The organism is Paractinoplanes hotanensis (assembly GCF_023717965.1).
GTDB classification, from domain to species: domain Bacteria; phylum Actinomycetota; class Actinomycetes; order Mycobacteriales; family Micromonosporaceae; genus Actinoplanes; species Actinoplanes polyasparticus.
The window spans coordinates 77,710-96,941 of sequence record NZ_JAMQOL010000044.1 but is presented as its reverse complement, the minus strand read 5'-3'; the positions used below and the strand labels follow the sequence as shown (position 1 = coordinate 96,941).

Here is a 19,232-nt window from a genome sequence, read left to right as displayed (position 1 = left end):
CGCATCGCCGCCCGCCAGGCCGCCGCGCAGGATCGGCTCCGGGCTCAGCGCGCGGCCGAGACCGCCGGCGCCCCGCCGACCGAGACCGCCGGCGTGAAGACCCGCGAGGACGTCCTCCGTGAGCAGGCCCACGACGTCGTCTTCCGCGCGCGCGAGGCCGGCCCCACCCTGGGCGGCCCACCGGGAAATCCGGAGATATCCGAAGAGGGCCGGCCGCGGGTCATCGAGGGCACCAGCCACGAGAACCCCACCCGCGCGCTGCCACCGGCCAGCGACCGGGCGCTACCGCGCGGCAACGACCGGGCCCTGCCCGGCCCGTCGCCGAGGGCGCTGCCGAAGCCCCCCGCCCAGGACGACGAGGAGACCTGATGCACGCGGTCATCCCGTACGTCATCGCCGGTCTGCTCTTCGCGCTCGGCGTCTACGGCGTCCTGCGCCGGCGGAACGCCATCCTCGTCCTGATGGCCGTCGAGCTCATGCTCAACGCGGTCAACCTGATCCTGGTCGCCGCCGACGCCACCATCAAGTCCGCGCTCGCCGGCGTCCAGCCCGAGGCCTGGGCCTACCCGGTCCCCGAGCCGAGGGCCGGCGCGATCTTCGCGCTCTTCATCATCGTGCTGGCCGCGGCCGAGGTCGGCGTCGGCCTGGCGATCATCCTCCAGTACTACCGCCTGCGCCGGGACGTGGTGCTCGACGACGTGGCGCTGCACGAGCACGACCACGAGCGGGTGACCGGGTGAACGCCGCCGTCCTGATTCCCGCCGTACCGCTGCTTCTGGGTCTGGCCGGTCTGCTCCTGCCGCCCGGCGACGACACACAGCGTCGCCGCCCCGCCGCGACCCTCGGTATCGCCGGCGCCGCCGTCTCACTGCTCGTGACTCTCGGCGTTCTACTCTTCGCGACCAAGCCGGTCGAGCTGTCGGCACACTGGGTCAGCCTCGGCGACATCGACCTCACGCTCGGCATCTCGATCGGGCACGCCGCCCTCTACGTCGCTCTGGCCGTGGCCACGGTGGCTCTGTTCGTGCAGATCTACTCGGTGGCCTACCTGCACGACGATCCGCGCTACGCCCCGTACGCAGCGCAGATCAGCCTGTTCACCGGAGCCATGCTCCTGGTGGTGACCAGCGGCGACCTGATCGGCGTGGTCGTCGGCTGGGAGATCATGGGCGCCTGCTCCTACCTGCTCATCGGCCACGACCGCCGCCTGCCCGAGGCGCCCGCCGCGGCCGTGAAGGCGTTCCTGGTCACCCGCGTCGGCGACATCGGTTTCCTGCTCGGCGTGGCCTTCCTGATCGTCGACGCCGGCAGCAGCCGCCTGGCCGACGTCCTGGCCCAGCCGCCGCACACCGCCGCGCTGCTGCTGATCCTGGCCGGGGTGGCCGGCAAGAGCGCCCAGTTCCCCCTGCACACGTGGCTGCCCGACGCGATGGCCGGCCCCACCCCGATCTCGGCCCTGATCCACGCGGCCACGATGGTGGCGGCCGGCGTCTACGTGGTATTCCGCCTGTACCCGCTCTTCGAGCAGTCCCCGGCCGCCCTGGCCGTGCTCGGCGTGATGGCCGCGATCACGATCCTGCTCGGCGCGTTCAGCGCGATGGCCCAGGACGACCTGAAGCGTGTTCTCGCCTGGTCGACGGTCAGTCAGATCGGGTACATGACTGGCGCCCTCGCCGTCGGCTCGCCTGCCGCCGCCCTGTTCCACCTGCTGACGCACGCGGCGTTCAAGGCTCTGCTCTTCCTCGCGGCCGGTGCGGTCATCCACGCGGTCGGCACCAACTACCTCTCGCGCATGGGCGGCCTGCGCGAGCACATGCCGGTCACGTTCTGGGCGTTCGTCGCCGGGCTGGGCGCGCTGGCCGGCCTCCCGCCGCTGGCCGGCTTCTGGTCGAAGGAGAACGTGCTGACCGCGGCTGCGCACGCCACCGAGGGCGGCGAGACAGCGCCGGTCTGGGTCGGCTGGGTGGTCTGGATCGCCGCGCTCTTCGCCGTCGCGATCACCGCCTGGTACGCGACCCGCCTGCTGCTCTGGGGGTTCCTCGGCAGCTCCCGCGCGCATGGCGCCGACGGTCCGGACTGGGAGGTCGGCTTCGACGACGCCCGCTACACCCGGCCCGCGACCCCGCACGATCCGCCGGGCGCGATGCGATGGCCGATCCTGCTGCTGGCGATCCCTTCGGTGCTGCTCGGCCTGGCCGCGTACGCCCCCGGCTTCCGTACGGCCCTGGAACTGGACGAACCCCACCTCAGCGTGGCCGTCGTCCTGCCGTTGATCCTGCTCGCGGCCGGTGCGACGGCCGCCTGGTGGCTGTGGCGCGCGGTGCCCGGCGTCGATCCCGCGATGGCCCTGGGCCGCGCCCGCCCCCTGCTGGCGGCCGGTTTCCGCCTCGATGACATTCAAAATCGTTTTCTCGTACGACCCGTCAGGGCGCTCGCTCGTGCGGTCATCACAGTCGACACGCGGGTGGTGGACGCCGCCGTCGAGGGCACCGGCACCACCACCGCCCGCGTCGGCGCCGCGCTCGCCTACGCCCACCGCCTTCCGCTGCCCGCCGCGGCGGCAGCCGTCCTCGCCGGCGCCCTGCTCCTCGGCGCTGTAGCCGTTCTGTTCGGAGCTGCCGCATGACCGTGGCCCTGCTCGCCGTCCTGCTCGTCCCGGCTGCCGGCGCGGGTGTGCTCGCGCTGCTCCCGGCACGCCTCGACCGCGCGGCCCGCCTCACCGGCACGATCTTCGCCGCGGTCACCCTGATCCCGATCGCGCTGCTGGCGTTCGCCCGCGACGACGCCTGGCCGGCCTATTCGGCCACCCCTCTCGCCGTACGGCCGTGGGCCGAATTGGACGTCTCCTGGGTCCCCGCGCTGCGCCTCGACTTCCACCTGGGCGTCGACGGCGTCTCGTACCCCCTGGTCGCGCTGACCGGCCTGCTCACGGTGCTCTGCTGCGCGTACACGATGTGGCGGGTCCCGGCCGGCGGCTCCGGTCGTACGCTGGTCGCCCTGCTGCTGGTCCTCGAGGCCGGCATTCTCGGCACCTTCCTGGCCCTCGACCTGCTCCTGTTCTTCCTGTTCTTCGAGGTCGTGCTGCTGCCCATGTACGCGGTGATCGCGGGCTGGGGCGGCGAGGACAGACGCCGGGCCGCGCGCAAGTTCGTGCTCTACACGCTGTTCGGCTCGGTGTTGCTGCTGCTCGGCGTCATCACCGTCACCGTCGCGGCCGGCACCGGGGACCTGGCCCGGCTCACCGGTGGCGCCGATCTCAGCCGTTCGACGCAGTACGCCGCGTTCGCCCTGCTCGCCCTCGCGTTCGCCGTGAAGGCCCCGCTGTGGCCGCTGCACACCTGGCTGCCCGACGCCCACACCCAGGCCCCCACGGTCGGCTCGGTGATCCTGGCCGGCGTGCTGCTCAAGATGGGCACGTACGGCCTGATCCGGGTCGGTGTCGGCGTCGCCCCGCTGGGCGCCGAGTGGGCCGCGCCGCTGCTCGGCATCCTGGCCGTGGCCGCGATCCTGGCCGGTGCGCTGATCTGCCTGCGCCAGACCGAGCTCAAGCGCCTGATCGCCTACTCGAGCGTCGGCCACATGGGCTTCGTGCTGCTGGGCATCGCCGCGCTCAACGCGACCGGCCTGCAGGCGGCGCTGCTCGGCAACGTGGCACACGGGCTGATCACCGGCCTGCTGTTCTTCCTGGCCGGCGCGATCAAGGACAGGGCGCACACCGGTGAACTGGCCGAGCTCGGCGGCCTGCGCGAGACCGCACCGCGGCTGGCCGGCCTGCTCGGCTTCGCCGCCATCGCGTCGCTGGGCCTGCCGGGCCTGGCCGGCTTCTGGGGCGAGGCGTTCGCTGTGGTCGCGGCCGTGCAGCGCGGCGGCGGCCTGTGGGTGACGCTGGCCGTGTTGGCCGCGATCGGCGGCGCGCTGACGGCGGCATACTTCCTGCGTCTGCTCCGCAAGGTCACGCACGGCCCGGCGGTGGCGGTGGCGGAGCCGTACGCCGTCACCCGCGCGGAGTGGCTGGCCTGGTCACCCCTCGTGATCCTCACGCTCGCCGTGGGCGTGGCGCCCGGCCTGGTGCTGGCCGCGACGAGCGCTCCCGTACGAGCCTTGACGGAGGCGCTCCGATGAGGGCCCAGACCGTGGACCACATCTCGCTGCTGCCGCTGTACGCCGCGGCCGGCACCGCCGTGCTGGTGCTGCTGGCCGACCTGCTGATCGCCCGCCGCGCCGCCATCGTCGGCGCCCTGACCGCGGGCGGCCTGGCCACCGTGGTCGCCGCGATCGTCACCGGCGCCCGGGCGGGCACGTTCTGCGATCCGAACGGCAGCGCCTGCTCGTGGGCGCCGACCCCGCTGGCAGCCACCTCGGCCGTCGTGTTCGCCCTGCTCACCGTCGGGGTGCTGGCCCTTTCGGCCCCGTCGCTGCGCCTGGGCACGGCGCCGGTCGGCGAGTTCTGCTTCCTGCTGGCCGCCTCGATGACCGGTGGCGTCGTGGTCGCGTACGCCGGAGATCTGATCACCCTGATCGTCGGCCTGGAGACGCTGACCCTGCCGCTCTATCTGCTGGTGGGCCTGCGCCGCTTCGCCCCCGGCGAACGCGTCACGACGTCGGGCGCCTCCGCCTCGGTCACGTTCTTCCTGATCAGCGTCGTCTCCACGGCCATCGCCCTGCTGGGCGCGGCCCTGAACTACGCCGCCACCGGAGCCCTGCACTTCGACCGCCTGATCGAGGGCGCCGGTGTGACCGCCCCCGTGGCCACGGCCGGCGTGGCCCTGCTGGTCATCGGCCTGGCCTTCAAGGTCGCGGCCGTGCCCCTGCACGCCTGGGCCCCGCCCACCTACGAGGGTTCGCCGCTGCCGGTCGCCGCCTACCTCTCCACCGCCTCCAAGCTGGGCGGCGTCCTGGCCCTGGCCGCGATCGTCAGCCGCCTCGACGCGGCCGCCCTGACCGCCTTCCTGGCCCTGCTGACCATGACCGTCGGCAACCTGGTGGCCCTGCGCCAGACCCGCATGGTCCGCCTGCTGGCCTGGTCGTCGATCGCCCAGGCGGGATACATCCTGGCCCCCTTGGCGCTGGGCGCCGACGGCCTGGAGGCAGCGGCCGCGTACACCGTCTTCTTCGTGGTCCTCGAGTTCATCGCCTTCGGCGTGGTCGCGGCGCTGCGCCCGCCCGGCGCCGACGGCGGCGAGATCGCGGCCTACCGCGGAGCCGGCCGTCGTTCCCCGTGGCTGGGCGCGGCCCTGGTGCTGGCCCTGGCCGGTCTGGCCGGACTGCCACCCGGCCTGGCCGGCCTCTTCGCCAAGGTCACTGTGGTCGACGCCCTGATCGAGAACGACCAGACCTGGCTGGCCGTGGCGGTGGCCCTCAACGCGGTGATCGCCCTGGCCTACTACGTACGGGTAGGAGCTCTGCTCTACGTCGCCCCACCCAGGGTGGGCGTTTCCGTGGCCGACCCCGACCTGCTGGAAGCGGCCCTGCACCCGCGCCTGCCGGTGACCCGCCCGGTGGCCGCGGCCCTGATCACCGCAGCGGCCGCCGCCGTCGCCCTCGGCTTCGCTCCGCAACTCCTGTTCAACGCGCTCACCTAGAGCCGTTGTCCACATCGCACGTAACCATCTGATCGCGTACAGCGAACTCACAGCGCAGCCCGGATGAAACCGCAGGCCGGCGGCGTTCCATGGATGTGTGGCCCTACCGGGCCGCAGATCGAAGGAGTTCCTGTTGCACAGCCATCACAACGGTCTCAAAACGGCCGCTCTGCTGGGTCTGCTGACGGCCATCATCCTGGGCGCCGGCTATTGGCTCGGCGGCAGTGGCGGTCTCGTGTTCGCGGTTTTCCTCTCGCTGGCCATGAACGCCGGCTCCTATTTCTTCTCGGACAAGCTGGCTCTGCGGGCGATGCGCGCGCGGCCGGTCAGCGAGGCCGAGGCGCCCTGGCTCCATCAGACGGTGCGCGAGCTGGCGACCAGTGCGGGGCAGCCGATGCCGCGTCTGTACGTCTCGCCGACGATGCAGCCGAACGCGTTCGCGACCGGCCGCAACCCGGAGCACGCGGCGGTCGCCGTGACCACCGGCATCACCCAGTTGCTCAGCCAGCGTGAGTTGCGCGCCGTGATCGGGCACGAGCTGTCGCACGTCTACAACCGCGACATCCTGATCTCGAGCGTGGCCGGCGCCCTGGCCGGCATCGTCACCAGCCTGGCCCACCTGGCGATCTTCCTGCCGCTCGGTGGTTCCGACGACGACGACAGCCCGAACCCGGCGGCACTGCTGCTGATGCTGATCCTCGGCCCGCTGGCCGCGACCATCATCCAGCTGGCCATCAGCCGCAACCGCGAGTTCCAGGCGGACGCCGACGGCGCGACGCTGACCGGTGACCCGCTGGCTCTCGCCAGTGCTCTCGAGAAGATTCAGTACGGTGCCCAGCGTCTGCCTCTGCCGGCCGACAACCAGCTGACCAGCGCGGCGCACCTGATGATCGCCAACCCGTTCCGGGCCGGCGGCATCTCGAAGCTGTTCTCGACCCACCCGCCGATGGAGCAGCGCGTCGCCCGCCTGCGCGAGCAGGCCGGCGCCATCCAGTACGTCCGCTGACCTTCCGTCCGAGAGGGGCCGTCCGACAGGGCGGCCCCTCTCTGTGTTTCCGAACACCACCCCCCGTATTCCGGATGTGTTGCGCGCGGCCCCGGCGTTAAGGTCCGAAGGCCTGTTGACTCATTACCGAGGAGAGTGTGAAGTGACCGCGCTGCGTCAGTACCTGGGCGTTTGGCATCTGCCGGGCGGACGGGTTCTTCTGAGCGTCGGGATCTTGGCCCGTCTCGGCATCGGCATGACCCCGCTCGCGCTGCTGTTGCTGGTCGAGCAGGCCACCGGCAGTTACGCCGTGGCCGGCCTGGCCGGCGGCCTCTACGCCCTCGCGGGCGCGGCGATCAGCCCGGTCGCGGGCCGGCTGGCCGACCGCATCGGCCCCGCACCGATCCTCGTCATCACCGCTGTGCTGCACCCGCTCGCCCTCATCGCCCTGGTGCTGATCAGCGCGCAGTCCGCGATCTTCGTGGCCGCCGCCGTAGCCGGCGCCACCTACCCGCCCCTGAGCGCCGCGATCCGTCGCGCGTGGACAGACATGACCGAGCCCGGCAGCGGTCAGCACCACCTGCGCGGCGCCGCCATCGCCGCCGAGACCTCGCTGTTCGAACTGGTCTTCGTGCTCGGCCCCATCCTGGTGGCCGGCTTCGTCGTGGTCGCCAGCCCCGCCGCCGCCCTGGTGGGAGCCGCGGCGGCGACCCTGATCGGCACCCTGGTGATCTCACGGCTGCCGGTCATGCGGCGCCACCACCGGCACGCCCACACCATGGAGGCCCGCGGCCTCGGCCCGCTGAAGGTCTCCGGCTTCCCGGCCCTGCTGGTCTGCGTCATCGCGTTGGGCATCGGCTTCGGCGCGGCCGGCGTCATCGTCCCCGCCTACGCGAGCCAGCACGGCGGTGGCGACGGCCTGGGCGGCGTACTGCTCGGAATCTGGGGCGTAGGCAGCGCCCTCGGCGGCATCTGGTTCGGCACCCGGCGCCCCGCGATGGCCTTGCCGCGACAGTTCGCCTGGCTGCTCGGCGGCGTGGCGCTGAGCTTCCTGGTGCTGGCCTTCATGCCCAGCCCCCTCTGGCTGGGCATGGCCCTGGTCCTGGGCGGCGCCGTGATCGCCCCCGCCCTGACCGTCGAAACCAACCTGGTCGGCCGCCTGTCCCCGCCCGCGATGCTCAACGAGGCCTACACCTGGGTCGTCACCGTCTCGGTGGCCGGCAGCGCCGCCGGCGGTGCCCTGGCCGGCGCGATCGTCGACCAGCCGGGCGGCCTGAGCTGGGCCTTCGCCCTCGTGGCAGGCGTACTGACGGTGGCCGCCGTGGTCGCCGCGGTGCCCCACGGCTCGATCGCCCGAGCCGACGAGCGCGCCACCGACCGCCTGCGCGAAGCCCTGGCCGCAGAACCGGTGTAGCTCATGCTGGCAAAGGGGCGACGCGTGGAGCGGGTGTCGCCCCTTTGCCGGCATGGACACTGTTGTTCTAGGAATCACCGGACGTGTCACGGACGTACACGCCGACGCCGGCAAGAGTCTCGGTGATCCCCTTGACCCGCAGGATCTGCATCGCACGGTCGATCACCGGCGTAGTCACGTCGTAGTGCGCCGTGAGCTCCCGCCGGCTCGGCAACCGTGATCCTGGCCGAAATTCCCCAGCCTCGATCCGCTTCTGCAGATCATCAGCGATCTCTTCATATCGATAGCGCGGCGGCACGGTGCTCTCCTCGGTCGGCGTTCGGAGTAGATCACCCATGACAAGCTATTGACTAGCCAAAGCTAGCTATGGAAGGTTGTCATGAGACCACCTTGGTCGATACTGAAGTGGCTGACAGCGCGACGACATAACGTTCGTCCGTGGTCAAGATGCAGGTCCGCCGCAGTTACATCGCTCCGGACCTGCACCTGCACGTTTCAAGCCGCTCAAACCTGGCTCACGAAGCAGTTAGAGCGTAGGAAGTGCTAGACCCGTCTACACCGCGTGTAGGAGCCTAGGACCATGAGGGAGATACGGGCCAAACTTGAGGGCCCTGACGCTGAGCCGGGCCGCGTTGCGGCCGCCGACGTTGCTCGGATCATCCTCGGACTCGAACGTGCGATCGCGAGAGCCGCGTACCTCGTCCTGGGACGCCCTCGACGGGGCACCACGGGACGACACAACCAAGCGATCGAGAGCGCATCGCGGCTCCGCTTCATCGGCGTGGAAGCTGGAAGCTTTGTCGAGCTTCTCGGACTTCCCGATTCAGCCGAACCGTCTGATGAGGAACTTCCGATCCCCGTCGCTGACCTGAGTTTTATGGCCTTCAGTCGCCTTCTCGATGTGATAACCAGCGATGATCCAGAAACGGATACACAGCTTGCCGCCGCCGTGGCTCGAATGGCTTCCGAACTTGGCATCGGCGATCGCAACACAGCGATCACGCTGATTGATAGCACCTCGTTCGTCGCCGGAGAGCCGCGTCGCGCAAGGATCGACGCCGCCGTCCGCACACGAATGCAGCAAATCAGTGAACGGCCGCCGGCCGCCCGAGACGAAACCCTTGTCGGTGTCCTCTTCGAGGCGGACTTTGAGGGCAATACCGCGAAGCTCCGCTTAGCCAGCGGCGGAGTAGTCACCGTCAGCTTTGCCGCGGACCTCGCAGACGAAATTCAGGAGGCGCTCCGGTCGCAGACCGGAGTCGAGGGGCTCGTTCACTATGACATGCGGACGGCTCAGGCCCGTAACGTGGAGCTGCGTGCGATTGTCCGTAGTGTACAGCTCGAATTCGACGCTGATTCATTTTGGCAACCCTTGAGCTTCGACGCGCTAAGGGCGGAGCAGAACACCTCCGGGTTCGTGCAGCCGGATGAACTTGCAATCGACGACCTTACCGACGCCGAGCGCGATGCATTCCTGGTGGCACTCGCCGAATGAGAGCACAAGACATCCCGCCTGGGCCGGTTCTTGTCGACACGGACGTCATCAGTTATTGGGTAACGGGGCACAGTAACGGCGAATCGTTCAAGGCTCTCACGCGAAATCGAGAGATGGCTGTCAGCTTCGCTACCTGGGGCGAGTTGCTGGCCAACTTTTACCGCCTTCAGTGGGGAGCAAAACGAATTACTCAGCTCCAGACTCAACTCAAAGCGTTCGTGGTCGTTCCCTACTCCATTCAGGTAGTCGAGTTATGGGCGCGCATGCATTCAAAACTATCTGGACACCTCCATAAGGGAGGGACCAATGATTTATGGACTGCGGCTTGCGCACTGGCAGTCACGCCCAATCTGCCTATCGTTACCAACAACCTCAGAGATTTTCAGGCTATCTCCGACCACTTCCCGGACTTGAAGATAATTCATCCAGATCTCTGATCCCGTTGCGAGCCAGTGAGTCCAGCCGGGCTCGGTCGTCTCTGGCGAGCGGTTTTCGGAATCTGGAGGGAAGCCCAACGCGCCCGCTTGCCTTCACCGCCATCCCGTCCGCCGCCGACCATCGGAGAATGAGCAAGGTCATCATTGATCACTCGACCGGGGTAGCCGTCGGCGTTGACGGCTACGGCATGGGTGACGACCTCCGATGAGCGGGTTGACGTGATTTGAGATCGGGTTCGACACGAGCTGCAACGGCAGCCCCGGTGATGGTTCCGTCGTGCTGGGCGTCGGCCGGATTCACCTTCGTGTCTCCGCTGATTGGCTATCCGATCCACCAGCTTGGCAGTCCGGCGTATCCCGTTATGTCGGGCGGATCCGGTGCCATGGTCGCGTTGTCGATCGCCCTATTGGTGTTACGGACTCGGGCCGGAGCCGGTTATCGGTCATGACGTACAGCTAGAGCGCCTTGACCAAGGTCAGCGACTGGAAACGCAGGTCGGCGCCGGCGTCGTAGATATGGAAGTCGAGGATCTCGAAGGCGCGCTCGGCGTACGTCAGCAACTGCTTGTCCGAGCGGAACGAGAAGAACCGCGGCGGCACGTGGACGTCCTCGGGGGCCACGCCCTCCTCTTCCTCGCCGCCGTAGACGCCCAGGTAGAACAGCCCGCCCGGCACGAGGACCGTGCGGATCGCCCGGAGCGCGGCGTCGAGGTCCGCGTTCGGGACGTGCAGCAGGGTGTTGAGCGAGTAGACCGCGTCGAAGGTCGACTCCGGGAAACGGAGATCCAGAACGTCCCGTACGGAAGCCTCGATTCCTTTGGCCCGGGTGCGCTCGACCATCGCGGGGGAGACGTCGACGGCCCGCACTTCCAGGCCCTCCTGCTGGAAGTAGAGGCTGTCCTGGCCGGTTCCGCAGCCCACCTCGAGCAGGGTTCGGGCGTCGGCGGCGCGCAACCGGTCGAGGAAGGCCGCCCGCTCGTCCAGCTTCCAGTGGTCCTTGGTGCGCGTGTCGCGCTCGGCGGCGGCGCTCTGGTCGTATGCGGTCCGGTGGCGCTCGACCACATCGCCGTACCTGTGCTGAAGAAGGTTCTCGAGGCGCAATCTCATGGTTTTCCCCCTGCCGGGCGCTCGTGCGACTCGGATAGCCTGACGCGATCGACGGGGTGCGTAAAGGAGCGTCCGATGGCGAAAGATGTCCGGGCTGACATCGAGACGATGCGCGCCGCCGACACGGATCGGCAGAAGGTCGCCGACCAGTTGAAGACCGCGCTCGACGAGGGCCGCCTGACCCTGCACGAGTACGACGAGCGGGTCGGTCGGGCGTACGCGTCCAAGACCTACCAGGAGCTGCTGATGCTCCTCACCGACCTGCCCCGTCCGGGCTTGAGCGCGCACGAGGTGCGCTCCCGGCACGAGTCCGAGCAGCGTCGCCGCGCCCGCCGGCTGCCCACCGCGATGCTCGTGCTGTGGACCATCTGGGCCGCCCTGGCCGTGGTCAACCTGGTGGTCTACGCGCTGGTCGCGGTGAGCGTCGAGACCGACATCTACCCGTGGCCGGTGTGGCTGGCCGTGCCCGGCGCCGCCCTGGCCTCGGTGACCGTCGGCGTCCAGGTCATCCGCGCCCAGCAGCGCCGCTAGCGGCGGGGGAAGATCGCCCGCTCGACCACCGGGGCGATCGCCTGGGCGTAGGCGACGGTCAGGTGGCTGTTGTCCTTGTAGACCAGCGTGTTGCCCACGATGACCGGGCACTTGCCCTGGCCGCACAGCCACGGCGTCGGGTCGATCACCCGCAGGCCCGAGGCGCGCGCGGCGTCCGCGACCAGGTCGCGCCGGGGCCGCTCGCTGATCGCCCGCGCGATCGGGCGGGCGCACCTCGCGAGCCGGCGCGCGTTCACCGCCGCGCACTCGGGGGCGTTGCCCTTCGGCAGCGGCGTGTCCTGCAGCAGCACCATCGGCGTGCCGCTGAACAGGTGCCAGGTCTGCTGCCAGCCGCGCACCCAGAGCGGGTCGGCCGGGCGGGCCACGGTCCGGCCGCCGGGGCCGATCAGGCCGCCGTTGTCGAGGTCGTTGGAGGCCATCACGATCAGGTCGGGCTTGTCCCGCACGATCCGCTGCGCCACCTGGTTCCGCCAGGTCACGCACTCGGTGTAGGGCCGCTTGAGCACTTCGTTCCAGGTCAGCACCTGGGGCAGCTGACAGGCAGCCTTGGTCAGCGCCACCAGCCGCCAGCCTTGGTTGCGGGCGGCCGCCTCGACGGCCGGGAACCAGTGGGCGGCGTGCGAGTCGCCGATCAGGTACATCGTCCGGGCGCCGTCGGGGTCGCCGTAGACGCAGGGCCGGTTCGGCCGCGCCTGGGTGTAGTTCGAGTGGCACTGGTCCGAATAGATCCGCGGACTCTGGCTCAGCGCGTCGGCGAGCCGGGGCGTGAGGTTCCGCGGCAGCCGGGTGCGGCCGAGCGAGGCGGTGATCAGCTGGGTGAGGCGGGCTTGCGGCTCGGACGCGGTGGCCAGCTCGGCCCGTACGTCGGGCGCGGCGGGCCCGGTCGGCAGGGCCGGGATGAACTGGCCGGCGATCAGCGCGAGCACGGCGGTCGAGGCCGACAGGGCCAGCCCCAGGGCCACTCCCCGCCGGGCCCGGCGGCGCAGCCACGGCCGCGTCCGGACCGGGTTCTCGACCAGGTGGTAGGTGATCCAGGCCAGCCCGAGCGCGGCCGCGGCGAAGGCCAGGTTGGACTTGACGCCCGGGTCACGCCCGAGGGCGAGCGGCCAGATCATCAGCACCGGCCAGTGCCACAGGTACCAGCCGTACGAAAGCTTGCCGACGAACCGGAACGGGCCGGTCCCGATCACGCGGCCCGCACCCCAGCCGCCGCCGGAGGCGCCGCCGGCGATCACCGCGGCGGTGCCGAGGACGGGCAGCAGGGCGGCGTAGCCGGGGAACGGCGTCGACTTGTCGAAGGTGACGGCGGCCGCGACCACAGCCAGTAAGCCGCCCCACGTGAGCAGGGCGGCCACGCCCTTGGGCGTACGCCGCAGAAAGCCCCCGGCGATGGCCACGAGCGCGCCGATGCCCAGTTCCCAAGCGCGCGTGTGCGATCCGAAGTAGGCCCACGGCGCGGCGGTCACGGTCTGCTGCACGCTGATCGCCAGCGACACCACGACCAGGACGCTCAGCGCGACCAGCACGCGGCGGCGGGCCCAGAAGGCCAGCAGCAGAAGCGGCCAGACCAGATAGAACTGCTCCTCGACCGCGAGCGACCACAGGTGCTGCAACGGCGAGGGCGCCGCGGTCGCGTTGAGATAGTCGGTGCCCTCGTACGCGAGCCGCCAGTTGATCCCGTAGAAGGTGCTGAACAGGGCATCGCTCGAGATCGACGCGAACCGGGTGGCCGGCAGCCAGAACCAGGCCCCCACGACCGTCGTCACCAGCACCACGGTCGAGACCGGCAGCAGCCGGATCGCCCGCCGCGCGTAGAAGGCCCGCAACGAGACCGTTCCCGTCCGGTCCAGCTCCTTGACCAGCAGCGTGGTGATCAGGAAGCCCGAGATCACGAAGAAGACGTCCACCCCGACGTACCCGCCGGCGAACCAGTCGACCCCGGCGTGGCTGAGCACCACCAGGATCACCGCGATGGCCCGCAGTCCCTCGATGTCCGGCCGGAAGCCGATGTGCGGTCCCTCGGCGGGACGCGCGGCGGCTCCCTTGCCGTCGAGGCCCGGGGACGGCCGGCGCTGGCCGACGATGGTGGTGTGGACTGAGTAGCTCATGGTCTCCGTCTGTGCTGGCGAGCTGCGCGCTAGGGTCGAGTCGTGACGCCGCCCGACCGTGTCCCCCTGTCCGTTCTCGACCTGGCCACGGTCCGCGAGGGGCACTCCAGTGCCGATGCGCTGCGCGGCACGATCGACATCGCACGCACCGCCGACGAGCTCGGCTACCAGCGCTTCTGGGTCGCCGAGCACCACAACATGCCGGCGGTCGCCTCGACCGCGCCGCCCGTTTTGATGGCATCGGTGGCGGCACAAACTGCAACGATTCGGGTGGGATCGGGTGGCGTGATGCTGCCCAACCACATGCCTTTCGTGGTCGCCGAGCAGTTCGCGTTGCTCGAGGCGCTGCATCCCGGGCGCATCGATCTGGGCATCGGGCGCGCTCCCGGCACCGACCAGGCGACGGCGGCCGCGCTGCGCGGGGTCTCGCCCTATCTGACCGTCGAGCAGTTCCCCGACCACCTGCGGACGGTGCTCGCGCTCCTCGGCGACGACCGGATCGACGTCGGGGCGGCCGCCCGGCTACGCCCCACCCCGGTGGCCGAGAGCTACCCCGAGGTCTGGATGCTCGGTTCCTCCACGTACGGGGCTCAGGTCGCGGCCGCCCTGGGCCTGCCCTTCTGTTACGCGTATCACTTCGCGACCGGCACCGACGTGGCCGCCGCTCTCCAGCTCTACCGGGCCGGGTTCCAGCCGTCGCCGCGCTTCCCGCAGCCCCACGCGATGGTCAGCGCCTCGGTGATCGCGGCCGAGACCACGGCGGAGGCCCACTATCTGGCCGGGCCGAGCCGGGTGATGCTCCAGAGCCTGCGTACGGGCCGTCTGGGCCCCATCGTCTCGCCGGAACAGGCAGCCGCGATGGGCGTCGACGAGACCTTCCCCGGCACCCAGTACGCGGGTACCGCGGAAGAGGTGGTCGCCGACCTCGACGCGCTGGTCGCGCGCACCGGCGTGCAGGAACTGATGCTCGCCGGCACGGTCCACGACCCGGCCACCCGTCAGGAGTCCCTCGCCCGCATAGCCAAGGTGTGGGGCCTTTAAGGGGTCGCGCCTGACGCAAAGCGACGACATGATCGCGCTATGGCATGGCAACTGACCGAGGATGTCGAGACCTTCCACGCCACCGCGGGCCGCTTCCTGCGCGCCCGCCCGATCGAGCACACGAATCTGCTCACGATGGTCGAGGCGCTGCGGCACGACCTGCGTTCGTACGGCCCGGAAGCCCCGATCTTCGGCTGGTGGAGCACGCCCGCCGGTCAGGTCGCCGGAGTGTTGATGCAGACCCCGCCCTACCCGGTGATCTTCAGCGAGCTGCCGACCCCGGCCGTGCCCGCAGCCGTGCTCGCGCTGTCCGGCCGCCCGCTGCCCGGCGCCAACCTGCCCGCCAGCGCGGTCGACGGGTTCTCGGCGGGCTGGCGCAGCCGGGCCCGGGTGCGCGCCCACGTGGTCCGGCGCACCCGCCTCTACCGCCTGGCCACGCTCGTGCTGCCGCCCACGCCGCCGCCGGGAAGTGCCCGCTACGCCGGCCCGGACGACCGTGAGCTGCTGCGGGGCTGGCTGCGGGCCTTCCACGACGAGATCGGGGAGCGCCGCTCGGACGATCCGGACCGCTTTCTCGCGTACGGCGGGATCTTGCTCTGGGACGACGGCCGGAGCCCCGTGTCGATGGCGATCCGGTCCCAGCCCGCGGTCGACACGGTCCGGATCCAGGCCGTCTACACGCCGCCCGTGCAGCGCGGCCGCGGCTACGCCGGCGCGGTCACCATCGCCGCGACCCAGGCCGCCCTCGGATCCGGCGCCGAAAGCGTGGTGCTCAACACAGACCTGGCCAACCCGACCAGTAATGCTTTGTATCAGCGGCTGGGCTTCCGCCCGGTCGAGGACCGAGTGATCGTGGAGTTCACGGCATGACAGACGGCAAGGTGCTCTCGGTGAACGTCGGCGTGGCCCGGCCCAACCCGGCCAAGCGTTTCGGCGGCAACACCGGCATCGACAAGCTCCCGGTCGAGCACGCGGTCGACGTGCGCGCCCCCGGCCCCAAGACCACCGGCCTGCACAGCGGCGTGGTCGGCGACCCCATCGGCGACGTCAAGCACCACGGCGGCGACGACCAGGCCGTGTACGCCTACTCCCGCGAGGACTACGACTGGTGGGAAGCCGTGCTGGGCCGCCCGCTGGCCAACGGCTGGTTCGGCGAGAACCTCACCACCGAGGGCCTTGACCTCAACGCCACCCGGATCGGCGAGATCTGGCGCATCGGCGACACCTTGGAACTCCAGCCCACGTTCGGTCGCGTCCCGTGCATGACGTTCCAGGCCAAGATGGGCGAGAAGAAGTGGCTGAAGCGCTTCGCCGAGGCCGCCCGCACCGGCGCCTACCTGCGAGTGCTGACCCCCGGCCCGCTGCAGGTCGGTGACCCGATCGAGGTCGTCCACCGCCCGGCCCGCAGCATCGGCGTCTCCGAGGCCTTCGACATCTACATGCACCGCTCCGAAGACCTGGCCCGCATCCTGGAGGCCGAAGCCCTCCCCACCGGCCTGCGCGAGGAGCTGGAACACCGCCTCTCCCGCCGATGAACGAGGGTCTGGGATAGGCGGCTCGCACGTTGTCCGGCAGCTGATCAGGGCACGAGTGGGCCGCGCAGCACGTCGCGAGCGGCCGCCTCATCGCCGGACAGGCTGTCCCACGGGACGGGCTGTCGGCCCCAGAGCATCAGCAGTAGTTCCGCGGCGGTTCCGGACAGCTCGGCGACCGGGTCGCCGTGCCCGAGCAACCAGCACGCTCGCAGATCGGTGGCGGTCAGCCGGACCGCGGCCCGGAACTGACTCATCCGGCCGAGCCGGATCTGTCTCGGTACGAAACCGTCGACCACCTCAGCGATACCGTCGCCGCTCAACTCGGGATTCAGCGTGCCCGGTCGGTTGAGGGCCTGCTCGGCGTCCCAGCGGTGCACGAGCGTCTCGAGGCAGCGGCGGCGTCGCCAGAAGCCGACCGTGCGCGGCGGGAAGAACGTCCAAGCCTCGGTTGCGGGGTCCGCAGCGAGCGTGGCGGTGAGCGTGTGGGCCGTCTCGGCGAACCATGACACGACGTTCGCCGGTGGCGGCTCCGCCACGTAATCGCCCCGGCGCTCACGAACTGCGGCGGCCGCCCACAGGTTCTCCTGACCCAGGTGGACGACCAGGTCGTGCAGTGTCCAGTCGCCACAGTGCTCGACGGGTGTGGAAAGGTCGCCGGTCAGACAATCCTGAAAGGCGGCAAGCTCGTCCTGGAGGAGCGCCAGATGGTCAAGGGCCATGCCTCGAGGATCTCGCGTGCGGGCTCCCGATCACAACGAGAACGGCCCCGGAGCGCGTTTCCGCGACTCTCGGGGCCGTTCTGACTGCCTGTGGCGGGTAGAGGATTCGAACCTCTGTAGCTTTCGCGACGGATTTACAGTCCGCTCCCATTGGCCGCTCGGGCAACCCGCCTGGGCACGCGACCACGGTCTCCCGTGGCAGCGGAGAACAGCTTAACCGTACCGCCGACCGGTTTTGCAACCGGGTACGGTCGGCATGTCGGAGCCGTTTCAGTGGCCTGACGCCCCATCGACGAGAGCCAGCATCGCAGGAGTTCTGATCATGGCAGCGAGCCCGTCCTTCGACATCGTGAGCAAGGTCGACCAGCAGGAAGTGGACAACGCCTTCCATCAGGCGGAAAAGGAGCTCGGCACCCGGTTCGACTTCCGGGGCACCGGCACCACCGTCGCCAAGTCGGGCGACAACGGGGTCACCATCACCTCCGAGACCGAGGAGCGGGCCACCGCCGCGCTCGACGTCTTCAAGGAGAAGCTGGTCAAGCGGAACATCTCGCTGAAGGCCCTGGACGCGGGGGAGCCACGGCAGTCCGGCAAGACCTACAAGATCGACTGCAAGGTCATCGAGGGCATCGAGACCGACAAGGCCAAGGCGATCAGCAAGAAGATCCGCGACGAGGGGCCCAAGGGCGTGCAGGCCCAGATCCAGGGCGATCAGCTGCGCGTCACCGGCAAGAAGCGCGACGACCTCCAGGCCGTGATCGCCCTGCTCAAGGCCGAGGACTTCGGAGTCGCCCTCCAGTTCACGAATTACCGCTGACGAGCACCGCCGGAGGCACAGACTGGGGCGATGAGCACCAGTAGCTGGACCATGCTGGCGGGTGGGGTGGCCGGGGCCGTGCTGGCGCTGTACGGACTGGTCATCCTGGTGACCGGCCGGGCGCCGGAGCCGACCGCGCGGGCCTTCCGCTCGGTACGGGACGCCGGTTTCTACCACTTCCTCTTCGGCGTGGCCCTGGGTCTCGTGGTGATCGCCACGGGCATCAACCAGGGCATCGTCGCCGTCACGATCACCGTGCTGGCGATCGTCATGGCCGGTGTGGCGCTCGTCCGGTTCCGGCCGCGGGGCCGCCGCCGGCCGGTCAACAGATAGGAGTTCCGCGAGTGATCGAGCCGGTCGTCGACGCCGAATGGGTCCGGACCCACCACGACCGGGTGATTCTCGCGGACGTCCGCGCCTACCTCGACGGGCGGAAGGGCCGGGACACGTACGTCGCGGGCCACCTGCCGGAGGCGGTCTTCGTCGACCTGGACGAGGACCTCGCCGCGGCGCCCACTGCCGCTGACGGCCGGCACCCGTTGCCCGATCCGGTGCGCTTCGCCGAGCGGATGTCCGCGCTCGGCGTGGGCGACGACGCGACCGTGATCGCCTATGACGACGCCGGCGGGGTGATGGCCGCACGCCTGGTCTGGATGCTGCGCGCCCTCGGGCGGCCGGCTGCCCTGCTGGACGGCGGCCTGGACGCGTACGGGGAAGAACGCGAGACCGGCGCGCCGCAGCGTGCCCCGGCTGTTTTCACCGCTCGGCCGTGGCCCGCCGAGCGCCTGGCCGGCCTGACCGATGCGACCTCCGGCGGTTCCGTGGTGCTCGACGCGCGCCAGCCCGAGCGTTTCCGGGGCGAGTCCGAGCCGATCGACCCGCGGGCCGGCCACATTCCCGGCGCCCGCAACGTCCCGTGCCGCGGGAACGTCGACGCCACCGGCCGCTTCCTGCCCGCCGAGCTGTTGTGCGAGCGGTTCGAGGCGGCCGGTGTGACCGACGGCGCCGATGTCGTCTCCTATTGCGGCTCGGGCGTCACCGCCTGCCACAACCTGCTGGCCCTGGAGCGCGCCGGGTTCGCTCCGGGCCGCCTCTATCCGGGCTCGTGGTCGCAGTACAGCGCCACTGATCTGCCCGCCGCCACTTCGTGACGCATCGCGCGTTGTAGCGGAGAGAAGATCGCTGAGACGCTCGACGTCATGTGAATTGACCTCACTTCTCACATTATTTCGGGCATAAAGGCGTCAATTTTCCGCTCGGGCGTGGGGGTGCGAACTCAACCGTTCGGTCAGGATTTCGGAATGCGCGGTTTCGACCCGCCGATGGACACTGCCAGTCGCACAAGGCGTGTGGCACCATCATGTGACCCCCCGGAGCGCGTAAACAACGCAGGAGTCAACATGTCCGCAAGGAAGCTAGGCCGCTTCGCCGGCTTGGTTT

18 protein-coding genes, 1 tRNA gene and 1 pseudogene are annotated in these 19,232 nt (G+C 70.1%); 15 read left to right on the top strand and 5 right to left on the bottom strand.

The window, feature by feature from the left end; all coding sequences use genetic code 11:
* Nucleotides 1–368: 368 nt before the first annotated feature.
* The 6 genes from nuoK to LXN57_RS30595 all read left to right on the top strand — a co-directional run bounded on the left by nuoK (nucleotide 369) and on the right by LXN57_RS30595 (nucleotide 7,981).
* The gene (gene nuoK / locus LXN57_RS30620; RefSeq protein ID WP_251801651.1) at nucleotides 369–740 is read left to right on the top strand and encodes an NADH-quinone oxidoreductase subunit NuoK; all 372 of its coding nucleotides are present in this window, start codon (nucleotides 369–371) and stop codon (nucleotides 738–740) included.
* Nucleotides 737–2,626, top strand: coding sequence for an NADH-quinone oxidoreductase subunit 5 family protein (locus LXN57_RS30615; protein ID WP_251801650.1), 1,890 nt, complete (start codon nucleotides 737–739; stop codon nucleotides 2,624–2,626). The genes nuoK and LXN57_RS30615 overlap by 4 nt, the downstream gene beginning before the upstream one ends.
* Entirely contained in the window at nucleotides 2,623–4,122 is a 1,500-nt protein-coding gene (locus tag LXN57_RS30610; protein WP_251801649.1) for a complex I subunit 4 family protein, read from the top strand. The genes LXN57_RS30615 and LXN57_RS30610 overlap by 4 nt, the downstream gene beginning before the upstream one ends.
* Nucleotides 4,119–5,582 (top strand): NADH-quinone oxidoreductase subunit N, encoded by a 1,464-nt coding sequence (locus LXN57_RS30605; RefSeq protein ID WP_251801648.1) that lies wholly within the window; start codon nucleotides 4,119–4,121, stop codon nucleotides 5,580–5,582. Before LXN57_RS30610 ends, LXN57_RS30605 begins: the two co-directional genes overlap by 4 nt.
* 133 nt (nucleotides 5,583–5,715) lie before the next feature.
* A complete protein-coding gene (htpX, locus tag LXN57_RS30600; protein WP_251801647.1) occupies nucleotides 5,716–6,588 on the top strand; it encodes a zinc metalloprotease HtpX in 873 nt (290 codons plus the stop codon).
* A gap of 142 nt (nucleotides 6,589–6,730) precedes the next feature.
* Nucleotides 6,731–7,981, top strand: coding sequence for an MFS transporter (locus tag LXN57_RS30595; protein ID WP_251801646.1), 1,251 nt, complete (start codon nucleotides 6,731–6,733; stop codon nucleotides 7,979–7,981).
* Between the two features lie 67 nt (nucleotides 7,982–8,048).
* Here LXN57_RS30595 and LXN57_RS30590 read toward each other — a convergent pair whose 3' ends face one another.
* Complete coding sequence (locus LXN57_RS30590; RefSeq protein WP_438872932.1) at nucleotides 8,049–8,318, bottom strand: winged helix-turn-helix domain-containing protein; 270 nt, start codon at nucleotides 8,316–8,318, stop codon at nucleotides 8,049–8,051.
* A gap of 243 nt (nucleotides 8,319–8,561) precedes the next feature.
* On the opposite strand from LXN57_RS30590, the gene LXN57_RS30585 reads away from it, so the two are divergent.
* Both LXN57_RS30585 and LXN57_RS30580 read left to right on the top strand, forming a co-directional pair.
* Complete coding sequence (locus LXN57_RS30585) at nucleotides 8,562–9,476, top strand: hypothetical protein (RefSeq protein WP_251801644.1); 915 nt, start codon at nucleotides 8,562–8,564, stop codon at nucleotides 9,474–9,476.
* On the top strand, nucleotides 9,473–9,913 hold the full coding sequence (locus LXN57_RS30580) for a PIN domain-containing protein (RefSeq protein WP_251801643.1): 441 nt from the start codon (nucleotides 9,473–9,475) through the stop codon (nucleotides 9,911–9,913). The genes LXN57_RS30585 and LXN57_RS30580 overlap by 4 nt, the downstream gene beginning before the upstream one ends.
* Nucleotides 9,914–10,369: 456 nt before the next feature.
* Here LXN57_RS30580 and LXN57_RS30575 read toward each other — a convergent pair whose 3' ends face one another.
* Nucleotides 10,370–11,020 carry a class I SAM-dependent methyltransferase gene (locus tag LXN57_RS30575; RefSeq protein ID WP_251801642.1) on the bottom strand — a complete coding sequence of 217 codons (651 nt, stop codon included), beginning with the start codon at nucleotides 11,018–11,020 and terminating at the stop codon, nucleotides 10,370–10,372.
* Nucleotides 11,021–11,128: 108 nt separating this feature from the next.
* On the opposite strand from LXN57_RS30575, the pseudogene LXN57_RS48645 reads away from it, so the two are divergent.
* Nucleotides 11,129–11,287, top strand: a pseudogene (locus LXN57_RS48645) (DUF1707 SHOCT-like domain-containing protein); the annotation flags it as partial.
* A gap of 260 nt (nucleotides 11,288–11,547) precedes the next feature.
* On the opposite strand, the gene LXN57_RS30565 reads toward LXN57_RS48645, so the two are convergent.
* A complete protein-coding gene (locus LXN57_RS30565; RefSeq protein WP_251801641.1) occupies nucleotides 11,548–13,680 on the bottom strand; it encodes an acyltransferase family protein in 2,133 nt (710 codons plus the stop codon).
* Nucleotides 13,681–13,722: 42 nt separating this feature from the next.
* Between LXN57_RS30565 and LXN57_RS30560 the strand changes: the two genes are divergently transcribed.
* Genes LXN57_RS30560 through LXN57_RS30550 form a run of 3 tightly spaced genes read left to right on the top strand, consistent with a single transcriptional unit; the run spans nucleotide 13,723 to nucleotide 16,256 of the window.
* A complete protein-coding gene (locus tag LXN57_RS30560; protein ID WP_251801640.1) occupies nucleotides 13,723–14,721 on the top strand; it encodes an LLM class flavin-dependent oxidoreductase in 999 nt (332 codons plus the stop codon).
* Between the two features lie 39 nt (nucleotides 14,722–14,760).
* A complete protein-coding gene (locus LXN57_RS30555; protein WP_251801639.1) occupies nucleotides 14,761–15,591 on the top strand; it encodes a GNAT family N-acetyltransferase in 831 nt (276 codons plus the stop codon).
* Complete coding sequence (locus LXN57_RS30550; protein WP_251801638.1) at nucleotides 15,588–16,256, top strand: MOSC domain-containing protein; 669 nt, start codon at nucleotides 15,588–15,590, stop codon at nucleotides 16,254–16,256. Before LXN57_RS30555 ends, LXN57_RS30550 begins: the two co-directional genes overlap by 4 nt.
* A gap of 44 nt (nucleotides 16,257–16,300) precedes the next feature.
* On the opposite strand, the gene LXN57_RS30545 is transcribed toward LXN57_RS30550, so the two are convergent.
* Both LXN57_RS30545 and LXN57_RS30540 read right to left on the bottom strand, forming a co-directional pair.
* Nucleotides 16,301–16,975 (bottom strand): maleylpyruvate isomerase family mycothiol-dependent enzyme, encoded by a 675-nt coding sequence (locus LXN57_RS30545; RefSeq protein ID WP_251801637.1) that lies wholly within the window; start codon nucleotides 16,973–16,975, stop codon nucleotides 16,301–16,303.
* A gap of 91 nt (nucleotides 16,976–17,066) precedes the next feature.
* Nucleotides 17,067–17,147, bottom strand: a tRNA-Tyr gene (locus tag LXN57_RS30540).
* A 150-nt stretch (nucleotides 17,148–17,297) separates the two neighbouring features.
* Between LXN57_RS30540 and LXN57_RS30535 the strand changes: the two genes are divergently transcribed.
* Genes LXN57_RS30535 through LXN57_RS30525 form a run of 3 tightly spaced genes read left to right on the top strand, consistent with a single transcriptional unit; the run spans nucleotide 17,298 to nucleotide 18,943 of the window.
* Nucleotides 17,298–17,792, top strand: coding sequence for a YajQ family cyclic di-GMP-binding protein (locus tag LXN57_RS30535; RefSeq protein WP_221376880.1), 495 nt, complete (start codon nucleotides 17,298–17,300; stop codon nucleotides 17,790–17,792).
* 30 nt (nucleotides 17,793–17,822) lie between these two features.
* Nucleotides 17,823–18,125: a hypothetical protein gene (locus LXN57_RS30530; protein WP_251801636.1), complete on the top strand. Its 303-nt coding sequence runs from the start codon at nucleotides 17,823–17,825 to the stop codon at nucleotides 18,123–18,125.
* Between the two features lie 11 nt (nucleotides 18,126–18,136).
* A complete protein-coding gene (locus tag LXN57_RS30525) occupies nucleotides 18,137–18,943 on the top strand; it encodes a sulfurtransferase (RefSeq protein WP_251801635.1) in 807 nt (268 codons plus the stop codon).
* Nucleotides 18,944–19,232: the final 289 nt, after the last annotated feature.